The following is a 14,336-nucleotide window of genomic DNA, read 5'->3' as shown; positions in this document are numbered from 1 at the left end:
TGCGCTATTCCTGTTTTAGCCCTCTATTGATCATGGTTTGTTCTGGAGGTAGAGATGACGTCAACATATATGGAAATCACCGTAATCGCTCTGAAGCGGTGGCTGCACACCTTTCGTCCGGTGCTGGTATCGTGCGCCATCATCACGGCAAGTTGGGCTGGGTATGACGTGCAGGCCGCGGAGTTAACGGCTCCTCAAGCGGCGATCGGACAGGAGGCTTCCCGCCTTGCCGACAGCGCAGCTCCTGTCGGAACATCCGGGATCCTTCCCAGCGTGACGCCAGCTCTGCCCGTTGCAGCGGAGGCCTCGCCGCCAACATCTGTTCGGATACAGCCTGATCCCTCCGTCACGCAGAAGGTCGAGACACGTCCGTCAGTGCCCGGCAAAACCGGCTTCGTCCTCGGTCTCAGCTGGCTACCCGCCTTTTGCGAAACCAGGGCGAAGCGGCCTGAATGCGTTGGGCAAAGTGGTGGGCGCGCGGATGCGACGCACCTGACACTCGCGGGGCTCTGGCCGGTCCGCAACAGCTTCTGCAAGGTCTCCGAGACGCTACAGGCCGAAGATCGGAAGCGCGACTGGCTGGCCTTGCCGGCCGTACCGCTCTCGGCGGACGTCGCGACCAAGCTTGCCGCTTCCATGCCGGGTACCGCCTCGGGCCTCGACCGCCACACATGGCTGCGCAGCGGTACCTGTCAGGTTTTCGATCCCGATGCGTATTTTTCCCTGCAGATCCGTTTGCTGGACGCCGTCAACGCGTCGGCTGTCGGCGCGCTGTTTCGAAGCCGGATCGGCAGCGATATCACCGAGGCCGAGGTTAAGGCCGCATTCGACGAGAGTTTTGCGGCTGGAGCCGGGGATCGTATTCGCCTCCAGTGCCGGCAGGTCGGTGACCGTATGCTGGTCACGGGGCTGACGATCGGTCTGTCCGCAACGATGGAAGAAACATCGGATCTCGGGGCTCTGATCCATGCGGCAGCGCCGACACGGTCGCGCTGCAATGGGGGTGTCGTGGATGCGGCGGGCCGGGTTCGTCCCGAACGTCAGGCCGTCGCTGGGCAAATGGCGCCCGGGGCTGCCAAGCTGGTTGACGTTCGCTAGCGATGGAGCCCGGCGGCGGCATTTGGCTCTCGTCGCGCAAGCGCTTCCGAAGGGTATGTGGGTGGAAATGACGGCGAGCGTCATTGCTCCCCCGGCGCAATTCGCCTACATAGCGGGCCAAATTCCAATTCCCGCGGAGCATTGATCGAGCATGGCGCGTCAATTTATCTATCACATGGCCGGGCTGAACAAGGCCTACGGCACCAAGAAGGTCCTGGAGAATGTCCATCTTTCGTTCTACCCGGACGCGAAGATCGGTATTCTCGGCCCGAACGGTGCCGGTAAGTCGACGGTCCTGCGCATCATGGCCGGCCTCGACAAGGAATATTCCGGTGAGGCCTGGCTGGCCGAAGGTGCGACGCTCGGCTACCTGCCGCAGGAACCGCATCTCAATGCCGAAAAGGACGTGCTCGGCAACGTGATGGAAGGCGTGGCCCACAAGACGGCCGTGCTTGAGCGTTACAACGAACTGATGATGAACTATTCAGACGAGACGGCCGACGAAGGTGCGCGTCTGCAGGACGTCATCGACAGCCAGAACCTCTGGGATCTCGACAGCCAGGTCGAAATGGCCATGGACGCCCTGCGCTGCCCGCCGGCCGATGCCGACGTCACGGCGCTGTCGGGCGGTGAACGCCGCCGCGTGGCACTCTGCAAGCTGCTTCTGTCGCAGCCGGACCTTCTGCTTCTCGACGAACCGACAAACCATCTGGACGCCGAAACGATCGCCTGGCTCGAAAAGCACCTGCGGGAATATCCGGGTGCCGTCATGATGATCACCCACGATCGCTACTTCCTCGACAACGTCACCGGCTGGATCCTCGAGCTAGACCGCGGCCGCGGCATTCCTTACGAAGGTAACTACTCCGCCTACCTGCAGTCCAAGGCCAAGCGCCTCGCCCAGGAAGGTCGTGAGGACGTCGCCAAGCAGAAGGCGCTGTCGCGCGAACAGGAATGGATGGCGTCCAGCCCGCGTGCCCGCCAGGCCAAGTCGAAGGCGCGTATCCGGGCCTATGACGAGTTGGTGGAAGCAGCAGAAAACCGGAAGCCCGGCGAAGCGCAGATCGTTATCCCGGTCGGAGAGCGGCTGGGGACGGTGGTCATCGAGGCCGAGAACCTTTCGAAGAGCTATGGCGACCGCTTGCTGATTGACAACTTGACGTTCAAGCTCCCTCCGGGCGGCATCGTCGGCGTTATCGGGCCGAACGGCGCCGGCAAGACGACGTTATTCCGCATGATCACGGGTCAGGAAACGCCGGACAGCGGCAAGATCACCGTCGGCGAAACGGTCGATCTCGGCTATGTCGACCAGAGCCGCGACTCGCTCGGTGGCGACAAAACCGTCTGGGAAGAGATTTCCGGCGGCAACGACATCATCAAGCTCGGCAAATACGACATGAACAGCCGCGCCTATTGCGGTGCGTTCAACTTCAAGGGCGGCGATCAGCAGCAGAAGGTGGGTTCGCTTTCGGGCGGTCAGCGCAACCGCGTGCACCTCGCCAAGATGCTGAAGGACGGCGGCAACGTCATCCTTCTCGACGAACCGACCAATGACCTCGATACGGAAACGCTCTCGGCCCTGGAAGAGGCTCTGGAAGCGTTCGCAGGCTGCGCCGTGATCATCAGCCACGATCGCATGTTCCTCGACCGCCTCGCCACGCACATCCTCGCCTTCGAGGGCGACAGCCATGTCGAGTGGTTCGAAGGCAACTTCGAAGACTACGAAAAGGACAAGGTCCGTCGTCTCGGCCCGGACTCCGTCAACCCACGCCGCGTCACCTACAAACGCCTGACGCGGTAATCGCCGGTTCGCAAGGATCGCTTCCAGCGTGCCGTTTCGTTTGGAGCGGCACGCATCACTCTCTGGCCTGCTTTCCGGTGCGCCAGTGAAAGTGTGCGGAGGTCTAAACGCTTTCGCCATGAATGCCGTCGTCGGGGTGCGCATTCGTGTCACTCCGTCTTTCCGCTTGCAGATCTCCCGTTTATCACATAAACATATCTTTATGTGTTGATGGGAAGAGCATGACAAGCGAGACGAGATTGCGGCTGGATGAGGTGGTGGATGTGCTGAAGGCGGCGGGAGAGCCGACGCGCCTGCGGTTGCTCGCTCTTTTGGCTGCTGGAGATCTGACGGTAACGGATCTGACAGAGATTCTCGGGCAGTCGCAGCCGCGCATTTCTCGCCATCTGAAGCTCTTGACGGAAGCCGCCCTGATCGACCGTTACCAGGAAGGGGCCTGGGCGTATTTCCGTCTTCGCGGGCAGGGACAGAGCGTTGCGCTGGTTCGGCAGATCCTCGGCGCGGCGGATGGCGACGACGCCGTTCTCGCGCGGGACAGCGAGCGTCTGACCGCGCTGAAACAGGCCCGGTCCGATCGTGCGCAGGCCTATTTCAGCCGCAACGCCGCGGAATGGGACGCTATGCGGCGGTTCCATGTGAGCGAAGCGGAGGTCGAGGCGGCGCTGGTGGCGGCTGTCGGACCGGAGCCGGTGGAGAGCCTGCTTGATCTCGGGACGGGGACGGGCCGCATTCTCCAGCTCTTCGAGGGACTCTACCAGACGGCCACGGGCGTGGATGCAAGCCGGGACATGCTGGCGGTCGCACGCGCCAACCTCGACCGCACCGGGGTCTCCACGGCCTCCGTGCGCCACGGCGATATCTTCAACCTGCCGCTCGATGGCCGTCAGTTCGATCTGGTGACGATCCATCAGGTCCTTCATTTTCTCGAAGCGCCGGAAGCGGCCATCGAGGAGGCGGCGCGCCTGCTGGCGCCCGGTGGACGTCTGGCGATCGTAGATCTTGCGCCTCATGCGCTTGAGCATCTGCGTCAGGATCATGCCCATCTGCGTCTTGGTTTTTCGCATCAGGTGATGGGAGAATGGCTGGAAATGGCCGGCCTTTCCGTCCAGCGTGTCATCGATCTTTCGCCGAAGGCGGCGCAGGATACACCGCTCACCGTGACCATCTGGATCGCCGGCAAGCCCGCCGATTCCTCTGCCGACCAGACCCGACGTCTTGCTTCAGGAGCCCGCTGAATGTCCACCCGCACGCTTTATCCGGCCGAGCGCGGCGATCTGCGCCTCTCCTTCGAGTATTTTCCGCCGAAATCCGAGGAAATGGATGCGCAACTGACACGGACGGCTGCGGCCCTGAACGCCTACGCGCCGGAATTCGTCAGCGTTACCTATGGGGCGGGCGGCTCCACCAAGGCGCGTTCGTTGACTACGGTTCGCCGTTTGATCGACGATTGCGCCATTCCGGGCACGGCCGCGCATCTAACCTGCGTCGGCGCGACGCGGGCCGAGGTCGATGCCGTTGTCGAGGAGTTCGCGGCAGCGGGGGTTCGGCATTTCGTGGCGCTGCGCGGTGATCCGCAGGGCGGCATCGGTGCGCAGTACCAACCCTTTCCGGATGGCTATGAGAATGCGGCGGCGCTCGTCGCTGCGCTTTCCCGCAGCGGCCGGTTCCAGATTTCGGTTTCCGCCTATCCCGAGAAGCATCCGGAGAGTTCCGATGTCGATGCCGATATCGACATGCTCAAGCGCAAGGTCGACAATGGGGCGACGCGGGCTTTGACCCAGTTCTTTTTCGACAACAATGATTTCGAGCGCTATCTGGAGCGTGTTCGCAAGGCCGGGATCTCGATACCCGTCGTTCCCGGCATCCTGCCGATCAACCAGTTCGGGCAGGTTTCGAAGTTTGCGGGTCTCTGTGGCGCGCGTATCCCCGAAGCCCTGTCGGCTCGGCTTGCGCATCTCGACGAGTCTCCGGAAGAGCGCTTCAAGGAGGCGACGCATATCGCGGCCGAGCAGATCGTGGATCTTGCGCGACGCGGTGTTCGGGATTTCCATCTCTACACGATGAACCGCTCGCCGCTGATCACGGCCGTCTGCGATCTCGTGGGTTTCAAGCGTACGGATGAGGCAGTTGTCGAGGGTGCCGCTGCCTGAAATTGAGCCCGGACGTACAAAAGCCCTCGAAGGTTCATTTCGAGGGCTTTTGCCTGCCAGATCAGGGAGACGATATTCTCCCGTCCCACGCTGAGAGTTTCCCGTCGGCCTCCATCCTCAAGGCCACCGAGATTTTCATCTCCTCCTAGATGAAGAGCATCATCGCAACGAATGCGAACGAGGCACCTATCATGAGAACATTCACGGACCGTGCGATTCCCATTCCACCCTCCAAGCGTTAACGCATGAAACATAGGTTGAAAATGTCACACCTCCAAGGAAATCTTGTGCTGCACTGCGGTGGCTTGAGAGGCAAAAGGACGCATAAAAATCCTAAGTCCTTGCGTTTGCTTATTTAATACGCATTAATGGATTGTTCTCGGCTGTTAACAACTTCCTGTGCCAAAGCGATCATCGTTAACGTCTGCGGCCGAAATGCGACAGGCCTGATGGTTTGTCCTCTGTCGCGTGATCTCTAGCGCGTCCTGCTGCGGGCCAGCAGGCGCCCATCCAGCACGATCAGGCCGGCTGCGATCAGCGTCATGCCGCCGATGTCGGTCGTGTCGAGACGCTCGCCGAGGAAGACGAGCCCGAAGAGGAGGGCGCTCGGCGGCACCAGCAGGGTGACGAGCGAGGTATTCGTCGCCCCGGCCCGCGCCATGATCCGGAAGAACAGGATGTAGCCGTAGGCGGTGGACACAAGCGCCAGCGCGAGGATGGCGAGGATCGTCGTCAGCGGCGGCATCTCCAGAGTCCAAGGATGATCCGCCAGCAGCGAGACGGGCAGCATGATCAGGCTTGAGGCGGTCAACTGGCCGGCGGCGGTGACTGGAGGCGCGAGCGCCCTGAAGCGGCGGCCATAAATCCCCGCAAGACCATAGCTGATCGCGGCGCCGAGCGGCAGGACCAGAGCCCAGAGCGGGATGCCGGCGGAGGTTGCGCCGAGATGGCCGACAGCGCTCGGGCCGATGAGAAAGATCGTGCCGGCAAGGCCAAGCGCGGTGCCGCCCAGTTTCCGCGGGCTCAGCTTCTCGTCGTCGGTCAGCGCGTGGGCAATCAGCACGGTCCAGATCGGCGTCGTCGCATTGAGAATGGAGGCGAGGCCGGCACCGATCTGCGTTTGCCCAAGGAAGATCAGGCTGTGGGGGATCGCATTGTTGATGAGCCCGAGGACAAGGAAGGTACGCCACCGTGCGACGAGCTGGGCGTAGATGTCGAACCGGCCGCGAATGAAGAGATGCAGCGCGACCGCGGCGATGAAGACGCGCAGGAAAACCAGCGTGAAGGCGGGAACGTGCTGAACGGCGATGCGGCCGAAGAAGAACGAGGCCCCCCAGATGAGCCCGAGCAACGCCAAAAGGCCCCAGGTGAGCGGCGTCATCCGCGTTTCCACCGGCGTCATCGCGATCGACATGCTGCTTGTCCCTCCTGGCCTGAATGTCCGCAACAGCATTCGCACGGCGAGACATGATCCTCCGGGCTGTAGCGTCTTGCGCGTTCGTCCTCCACCCGTTTCTTGCGTTGCTCGCCGGTGCTCGGCAGGAAGGGCAGGAGCATCGGGCCGCCGATGCCCCGACGGGTTGACCTTGGCGGCTTCATGCCGATCATGGCGGCATGTTCGCATCCGTTGCCGTATACCGGTGGGGCGCTGAGTCGAAGCGCATGGACCGAGGGAGACGACGCTGCAGCCATCATCCGCCGCACACACGGCCGCTGAGGCGGCCGGTCATGGACAGGATCTTGTCTCGATCGCGCTGGTGATCGCGGTGGCCGCCTTTATGGGGCTGGGTTTCCTGCGCCTGCGCCAACCGCCGCTCGTCGGGTTTATCCTGGCCGGCGTCGCACTGGGGCCGACGGGCCTCGGGTTCATCGCCGATAGCGCCAATGTGACGCTGCTGGCGGAGATGGGGGTGATCGTGCTCCTGTTCTTCATCGGCATGGAATTGTCGATCAGAGCATTCATCCTGAGCCTCCGGCAGGCTTCGCTCGTTGCTGGCGGCCAGATCGGGATTTCCGTCGGCGTGGCCCTGCTGGTCTCGGCGTTATCCGGCACGCCGTTTGCCGAAGGGCTTATTCTCGGTTTCGTGGTTGCGCTGTCCTCCACCGTCGTCGCGATGAAGATGCTCGATGACCGCGGGGAACTGCGCGGCGAGACCGGCCGTATCGCGGTTGGCGTATTGATCGCGCAGGATATCGCCGTCGTGCCGATGCTGATTCTCGTCACCAGCCTCGGGGGTGCGGAGAGCGGTGAGATCGGGCTGCTGCAGATCGCGGTCAAGATGCTGCTTGCGATCGGGCTGCTTGGCGGCTTGCTCTGGTGGCTCGGGCGCCGGGGTAAGCTGCGGCTGCCGTTCAGCGAGGCCATCGAAGATAAGGTGGAGATTCTGGCGCTGGGCGCGCTTGCCGTCTGCTTTTCCGCGGCGGCGCTCTCGGGCGTTGCGGGCATGTCGCCGGCCTATGGTGCGTTTCTCGCCGGCCTCGTCATCGGCAATTCGACGCTGCGGTCACGGGTTATTCCGGTTATCGAGCCGATCCAGAGCGTGCTTCTCGTCGCGTTCTTCCTGTCGATCGGACTTCTGATCGACCTGACCTTTATGACCGAGCATCTTTTTCTGGTGCTCTCGCTGGCCATCGTGGTCATCGCGGCCAAGACGGTACTGAACATCGCGCTGTTGCGCCGCACCGGTTCGCCGCCGCAGGTGGCGCTGGTGGCCGGGCTTTCCATGGCGCAGATCGGCGAATTCTCGTTCGTACTGGCCGCCGCAGGGCTGTCGGCCGGGGCGCTCGATCTCGATGCCTATCGCATTGCCATCACTGTGACGGCCCTGTCACTGCTGGTGTCGCCGCTCTGGGTATCGATCATGCATCGGCTGGACGGGCTGGCCGCCGAGCACCGCGAGAGCTATCGCCACGCCTTCGCAATCGCCTATGCACGGGAGCTGGCCGAGGTGTCGCGGGGCGGGGCGGCGCTGGTGGGGATCGGGCGGGCGCTTCGCATCCGCTATCGCGCGCTGCGGCTTGCCCGGCAGCATCGGCGTGATCGCGCCGACGGGGCGTGATCGCACAAAGCAAAACGCCGCGGTCGTTTCCGACGCGCGGCGTTTCGGAACCTCGGGATTGCAAGGGCTTATGGCAGGGCGTCGAGGACGGCCTGCGTCGCCCAGCCATCGGCGGGGATGCCGAGGCGCAGCTGCTCGCGCTGCAGGGCAGCACGGGTGCCGGAGCCGAGAATGCCGTCGATCTTGCCGACATCATGGCCGATGGCGTCCAGCTTGGTCTGCAGCACCTTCATCTGCTCGTCGTTCAGGCCCGGTTCCGGGTTGCGTGCCTCATAGGGCGGCGCGCCGGCGAGGCGGGTGGCGAAGTAGGCAGCCGAAGTCGTGTAGATGAACGACTGGTTCCACTCGAGATAGATGTTGAAATTCGGGTACGTCATGAACGCCACGCCCTTGCGACCCTGCGGAATGACAACCGAGGCGGGGAGGTCGCCGAATTGCGTGTTGCCGTCGCGCGGCTTGACGCCGAGTGCGAACCACTGTCCCGTGGTCATGCCCGGCTGGAGGCCCGTCTTCTCCCAAGGCAGGTTTTCCGGCAGAGTGACTTCCTGAATCCAGGGCTGTCCGGCGGTGTAGCCGAGGCTCTTGATGAACTTTGCCGCCGTCAGGATGGCGTCGGCCGAGCTTTCCTTCAGATTGACGTGGCCATCGCCATCGCCATCGACGCCCTGCGCGATGATGTCTTCCGGCAGCATCTGGACCTGGCCGATCTCGCCGGCCCAGGCACCCGTCGTCGTCGCCGGATCGAGGTCGCCATGCTGGACCATTTCGATGGCGGCGATCAGCTGCGGGCGAAACATTTCCGGGCGGCGGCAGTCATGGGCGAGCGTGACCAGAGCGTTGCGGGTGTTGAAATTGCCTTGCACGGCGCCGAAGTCGGTTTCCATCGCCCAGAAGGCGGTGATGACCGGGGCGGGAACGCCATATTCCTGCTCGGCCCGGGCAAAGACGCTGGCATATTCCTTCATCTTCTTCGCACCGATATCAAGCCGCGCCTTGCTGACGGTGCGGTTTGAGAATTCGGCGAAGGTCTGTTTGAAGACGCCCTGCGCCCGGTCGCGGCCAAGCACCTTCTCGTCGATGACGGCACCAGCCAGCGCGCGATCGACCACGTCGGCCGGAATGCCCTTGGCCACGGCTTCCGTCTTCACGCCGGCGAGGAAGGCTGCGAGATCGCCGCCGCAGGGTGCCGCCGGTGCCGCAGCGGCCGGAGCCGCGACCGGCGGTGTCGCGGTCTGTGCCGATGCCGTTCCCGAAACGGCAGCCGATGTCATGAGCGCGAGCAAACTGGCGGTGACGAGGCGGGACGGGAGCGGGCGTGTGCTAGGCATGAGGGGTCCTTAAAGACGGTTCGGGCAAGATGACGGCAAACAGAGGGCCGCCGGTCGGAGGACCGGCGGCGTCAGGCCGATTTCACACGGCAATAGGGCGGAATGAAGAGCGGCGGCCAACGAAAAGCAGCAGGCGCAGGGCCGTCAGTTTCCGGCCACCTGTTTCGGCTCGGAGACCGCCTTCACCCACTTGCGCCAGTTCTTTTCGGAGCCTGCAAAGACGTTGATGTCGGTGTTTCCGGAAATGCCGGGGATCTGGCCGGTGCTGGTATACTGCCAGAATGCCCAGCGGCGGTCCTTGTAGATCTCGACCGGATGCTTGGCGACGGAGCGGACCCAGAAATGATGCTCGTTGAACTGCCCGACGAGATTGTCGCGGTGGAAATCGACGGAGGTATAGATGATCGGGCGCTTGCCGTAGTACGACTCGAGCCTGTCCATGAAACGCTTCATCTCGCTCTGGACGGTCAGCGGCGAGGGGCGGTAGCGGCAGGTCTTGGACTCGCCGTTCCACTCCACGTCCAGCACCGGCGGCAGGTGAACGGCGCTTCTGGGAACGTTGCGGATGAACCAGTCGGCCTGCTCGTCGGCCGTCGAGCAAAAGTAATAGAAATGATAGGGCGCGTAGGCGATGCCGGCCGCGCGGGCCTTCGGCCAGTATTCCGAGAAACGCGTATCGACCACATCCTTGCCCTCGGTCGCCTTGATGAAGGCGAAGGACACGCCGGACTGCTTGACGGCTGCCCAGTCGATATCGCCCTGCCACTTGGACACGTCTATGCCGTGAATGCTGTGGTGCTGGGGCGTGCGATCGCCGAAATCCTGCGGGTCCTTGTCGTGGAAACGCGGCGGTATGGATGCCGTCTGCACGAGGTCGTAGTCGGTGGACGTGCACGCGGACAGGAGCGTGACGATCGGCAGAAGAGCGAGGAGCAGCCGGCGCATGGAGTTCCCGTTCGTTGATGATGGAACGTTATGCCTCACCCGTGACTGCCCATTCGTGCCGACCCCCCGGAGACCTTGAACCCCATGTTCATCATATCAACGTAAAAATTGGGTTAGTTTCAAGCCCTGATCGTAGCATAGCGTTCGTGGCTTGTGTCAGACGGCCCATTCCGGCGGACCGATCCGGCGAGGTTTCCGGCCGTCAGGTGCGTTTCGCGCGGATCTCGTCGGTTGGGAGAAATGTCACGTGCGCCGGCAGGTGATGAGCCAGGCATAGCCCCGGCCGATGGATCGGGTCTCCGTGACCATGCCGCGTGCACGAGCCTTCGCCGCGACGACCGACATCAGATGCGCCCGTGGCGTTACGTGGAAGCGGGTGAGCCAGGCCGTGAGGATGCGGCGGGCGATTGGCGGCAGGCCTTCCTGCTGGCCGAAATCCGCGATGTGCAGGGCGCCGCCCGGTGCCAACGCGTCGAGCGCGGTCTCCACGGCCTTCTCCCAGTCGGGAATCATCGACAGGGCGTAGGAGATGACGATCTGATCGAAACCCTCGACACCGAAGGCACGTGCGTCGAAATCCGTGGCATCGGCCGTCTTCAGGGTCGCGTTGCTGCCGGCGAGCGCCTTCTCGGCGGATATGAGCATTTCCGCCGAAATATCGAGGCCATAAAGCCTTGCACGCGGGTAGCGTCTGGCCATCAGCGCCAGATTTCGCCCGGTGCCACACCCCACTTCCAGCACGCGGGCACCGCTTGCCGCGCCCAATTCTTCGATGAGCGTATCCCGCCCGAAGAGGTAGTATTTGCGCGTGGCATCGTAGATGTGACGCTGGGTGCGGTACATCCGGTCCATGCGACCGGCATGCGCGCTGTCGGAAACGATGACCTCGCGCATGCGGCTCACGCCTGCCTGCGGTAGATGTGGAAGCCGCCATAGATGGCCGAGCGGTCCTTGACGTTCAGTGCGCCCGATCTCGTGCGGTCGTAGTGCCAGTGCGCGAGCAGGCTTTCCGACACGCGGCCTTCGAGGATGCTGCGTTCGGCCGCGGTGCGGAAGATGACGACGGCGCCCGGAGCGGCGGTGCGGGTGATCTCGGTCCAGAGGTCGTTGAGCTGCTGGTCCGTCATCCAGTCCTGCGCATCGAGAAGGACGTAGCGATCCACCGTGCCCGGCTGCTTGCGCGCGAGGAGGTCGGTAAAGCTTTCGTGATGGACGTGCACCCGCTCGGCATTGTCGCGAATCGCCTCGTAGGCTTCCGGCTGGAGATGGAGCGGCAGCATGCCTTCGTGTGGTAAGGGGTAGCGGCGGCCGAAGGCCTGCCAGGCGAAGTAGTTGTGGCGCAGCGGGAAGTGGCAGACGAGCTTTTCCAGCCGGTGGCGAAGTACCGGCGCCAGCGTCTTCTCGGTGCTGAGGCTTGCCAGCTCGTCGAACTGCTGCGGCGGGATGCCGAGGCCGAAGAGGGAACTCTTGCGCCCGGTCAGCCAGCGGATCACTGGACGCTCGAACAGAGGCGCAAGGCGCTCGTCGAAGAACTGGCGTTGTTCGCGCAGGGAGCGGGTGGCCACAAGCTCGGACGGGTCGACGCCATGGGCACGGGCCAGCATGTGGCTGAGCCAGATGAAACGCCCGAGCAGGCCGGTGCGATAGAGATTGGCACCGAAGACGGAGATCCGCCGGCGACCGTTCGGCTTGCGGCCTTCCCAGTAGCTGCGCGTGGACGCATCGAGATGCGGCGCGATGAACCGGTCGTAGGCGGCGATGTTGGACGCCAGATGTTCACGGGCGAGGAAGCGGACGAGGTCGCTATGCGCGGGAAGATGGCGGAAGGCGGCCAGCTTCAGCCGGTTCAGCGCCACATGATGCCTGTTCAGATCCACGACATCGATGCGCTCCGGCGCAGCGGAGAGATAAGCAAGCATGTTGCAGCCGCCGGAGCCGATGGTGACGATGTGGTGCTCCCGGCGGATCTGCATCGCCTCCATGTCCACGGCGGGGTCTTCCCAGATCTGGGGATAGACGAGGCCGGAGAAGAGAAGGCCGAAGAGACGCTCCGACAGCCCGGACGCCGTCAGCGGCTGGTGCTGAATCAGCGCCTTGCGAAGCTTCTGGTTCTTGCGCCCGCTGGGCGCATCCGCAACGCGCGGGGAGGATACGAGATCGATGGGCGCCAGATCGGTCATGGTTAACAGCCGTTCGTTGAAGATGCGACGCTTCTAGGATGCTTGCGCAACACTTTCGTGACGCGGGCTGTGGACCTCTGTTGCAACGCCCGGTTCGTTTACCAAACCTTCAAAGTCCGCTTGGCAGGCCGCTGCAGATCAACCAAAGGTATAGCTTGGCGACGTTTGTCGGTCTTTCGAACGGCCGCGGAGGGCGTGGCGCCCGCGAAGCAGTTGATTCCTTTTGGAAAGAACATGATGTTGACGTGGCTGCAGAAAAGACGATCCGAGCGCAAGAGCGTGAAGGACGCGCACGCAGACCGCGAAACGGCGACGGCGATCGCGCCGATCCTGCACATCGATCATCTCACCGGCATTTCCAACCGTTTCGCGCTCGAATATGACCTGACGGCGGTGTTGAGCCATCCGCAGGGTCATGGACGGGGCGCACTGCTGCTGATCGATCTCGACCGGTTCAAATTCATCAACGACGCGATGGACCATTCTGCCGGGGATGAGGTGTTGATCCGAATCGCCAAGCGTCTCTCCAATGTGCTGACCGGCGTTGGAACGATCTATCGGCTGGGCGCGGACGAATTCGCGGTCCACGTTGCCGGATCACCGTCCCGTGGCAAGATCGAGGATATCTGTGCAACGATCAAAACCGTTCTGGGCACGCCCTTTGAGCTTGCGGCCGGCGAGGTCTGGATCGTGGGGAGTATCGGCATCGCCGTACCGGCGCCAGAGGACGTGTCCATGTCGGCGCTGTTGCGGCGCGCGGATCTCGCTGTGATGAAGGCGAAACAGATCGCCGGCAACAGCCATGTCTTCTACGAAACAGGCATGTCGGCCGAGGCATCGGTCCGCTCCGAGCTGGAATACGATCTCTCGCGGGCGCTCGACCGGAACGAGTTCTTCCTCGAATACCAGCCGATCGTCTGCTCGGAAACGCGCATGATCAAAGCTTTCGAAGCGTTGATCCGGTGGCGGCATCCGCAGAAGGGCGTGATCGCGCCCGACCAGTTCATCTCCATTGCCGAGGCGACGGGCCTCATCCTGCCGATCGGCAATTGGGTCATTCGCACGGCCTGCGAGGAGGCCATGTGCTGGCCGTCGCCGATCGGCGTCGCCGTGAATGTGGCGGGCGATCAGTTCCGCGATCCGACCTTCCTGCCCTATGTCCGCGATTGCTTGCGCCAGTCGGGTCTCGCGCCCGAGCGGCTGACGATCGAAGTAACCGAATCGATCTTCTCGGTGGATCCTTCCATCATCGCCGACAGCCTGACGGAACTCCGTGCGGAGGGCGTGAAGATCGCGCTTGACGACTTCGGCATCGGTTTTTCCTCGATCAACAATCTACGCCGCTTCCCGCTCGATCACCTGAAGATCGACCGGACCTTCACCGCGGCCATGCTGGGCAGCAAGCGGGATGCGGAGCTTGTCGATATCATCCTGAAGCTCGGCTCCACATTCGATGTGTCAACGACGGTCGAGGGCGTGGAAACGGAACCGCAGCTCGAATATGCGCGCTCGCGTGGCGCCAATGCCATACAGGGCTTCCTCATCTCGCGGCCCGTGGCGGCGGGCGACGTCTCGGCCATTCTGGACCGTAACCGCGTGCACCACGCGAAAGCCTGAGCCAAGCGACAATCGGTCCTGCGGGTTGCGTTCCCCCTGTGGAAGCGGCCATAGTGGAAATGGCGTCAGCTTGGGCGCGGCGTCCTGCCGCCGCCCGGCTTCCGCTCGTGCACGTTACCGCTCTGTCCTGCAGAGCGTGACGTCGTGGCAGCTTCATT

General features: G+C 63.2%; 11 protein-coding genes. 6 read left to right on the top strand and 5 right to left on the bottom strand.

Annotation, left to right across the window (positions count from 1 at the left end):
• Nucleotides 1–54 precede the first annotated feature (54 nt).
• The 4 genes from GA0004734_RS13520 (at nucleotide 55) to metF (ending at nucleotide 5,049) form a co-directional block, all read left to right on the top strand.
• Nucleotides 55–1,098, top strand: coding sequence for a ribonuclease T2 family protein (locus tag GA0004734_RS13520; protein WP_092934456.1), 1,044 nt, complete (start codon nucleotides 55–57; stop codon nucleotides 1,096–1,098).
• Nucleotides 1,099–1,249: 151 nt separating this feature from the next.
• Nucleotides 1,250–2,899, top strand: a complete 1,650-nt coding sequence (gene ettA, locus GA0004734_RS13515; protein WP_092934454.1) for an energy-dependent translational throttle protein EttA — start codon at nucleotides 1,250–1,252, stop codon at nucleotides 2,897–2,899.
• 221 nt (nucleotides 2,900–3,120) lie between these two features.
• Nucleotides 3,121–4,134 (top strand): ArsR/SmtB family transcription factor, encoded by a 1,014-nt coding sequence (locus tag GA0004734_RS13510; protein ID WP_092934452.1) that lies wholly within the window; start codon nucleotides 3,121–3,123, stop codon nucleotides 4,132–4,134.
• The gene (gene metF, locus GA0004734_RS13505) at nucleotides 4,135–5,049 is read left to right on the top strand and encodes a methylenetetrahydrofolate reductase [NAD(P)H] (protein WP_092934450.1); all 915 of its coding nucleotides are present in this window, start codon (nucleotides 4,135–4,137) and stop codon (nucleotides 5,047–5,049) included.
• Between the two features lie 475 nt (nucleotides 5,050–5,524).
• On the opposite strand, the gene GA0004734_RS13500 is transcribed toward metF, so the two are convergent.
• Nucleotides 5,525–6,463 carry a DMT family transporter gene (locus GA0004734_RS13500; RefSeq protein ID WP_092934448.1) on the bottom strand — a complete coding sequence of 313 codons (939 nt, stop codon included), beginning with the start codon at nucleotides 6,461–6,463 and terminating at the stop codon, nucleotides 5,525–5,527.
• Between the two features lie 343 nt (nucleotides 6,464–6,806).
• Here GA0004734_RS13500 and GA0004734_RS13495 point away from each other — a divergent pair, with 343 nt between their 5' ends.
• Nucleotides 6,807–8,108, top strand: coding sequence for a cation:proton antiporter (locus tag GA0004734_RS13495; protein ID WP_280949493.1), 1,302 nt, complete (start codon nucleotides 6,807–6,809; stop codon nucleotides 8,106–8,108).
• Between the two features lie 68 nt (nucleotides 8,109–8,176).
• Here the strand turns inward: GA0004734_RS13495 and GA0004734_RS13490 are convergent, their stop codons facing one another.
• The 4 genes from GA0004734_RS13490 to GA0004734_RS13475 form a co-directional block, all read right to left on the bottom strand.
• Nucleotides 8,177–9,436, bottom strand: coding sequence for a lytic murein transglycosylase (locus tag GA0004734_RS13490; protein ID WP_245292418.1), 1,260 nt, complete (start codon nucleotides 9,434–9,436; stop codon nucleotides 8,177–8,179).
• 144 nt (nucleotides 9,437–9,580) lie between these two features.
• On the bottom strand, nucleotides 9,581–10,381 hold the full coding sequence (locus GA0004734_RS13485; RefSeq protein ID WP_092934446.1) for a glycoside hydrolase family 25 protein: 801 nt from the start codon (nucleotides 10,379–10,381) through the stop codon (nucleotides 9,581–9,583).
• Between the two features lie 243 nt (nucleotides 10,382–10,624).
• The gene (locus GA0004734_RS13480) at nucleotides 10,625–11,275 is read right to left on the bottom strand and encodes a class I SAM-dependent methyltransferase (RefSeq protein WP_092934444.1); all 651 of its coding nucleotides are present in this window, start codon (nucleotides 11,273–11,275) and stop codon (nucleotides 10,625–10,627) included.
• 5 nt (nucleotides 11,276–11,280) lie between these two features.
• Nucleotides 11,281–12,561 (bottom strand): DUF3419 family protein, encoded by a 1,281-nt coding sequence (locus tag GA0004734_RS13475; protein WP_092934442.1) that lies wholly within the window; start codon nucleotides 12,559–12,561, stop codon nucleotides 11,281–11,283.
• 234 nt (nucleotides 12,562–12,795) lie between these two features.
• Between GA0004734_RS13475 and GA0004734_RS13470 the strand changes: the two genes are divergently transcribed.
• Nucleotides 12,796–14,178 carry a putative bifunctional diguanylate cyclase/phosphodiesterase gene (locus tag GA0004734_RS13470; protein WP_092934440.1) on the top strand — a complete coding sequence of 461 codons (1,383 nt, stop codon included), beginning with the start codon at nucleotides 12,796–12,798 and terminating at the stop codon, nucleotides 14,176–14,178.
• Nucleotides 14,179–14,336: the final 158 nt, after the last annotated feature.

This window comes from Rhizobium sp. 9140, assembly GCF_900067135.1.
In the GTDB taxonomy this organism is placed as follows: Bacteria; Pseudomonadota; Alphaproteobacteria; order Rhizobiales; family Rhizobiaceae; genus Ferranicluibacter.
The sequence above is the reverse complement of the archived record's forward strand: the minus strand, read 5'-3'. Positions and strand labels throughout refer to the sequence as shown.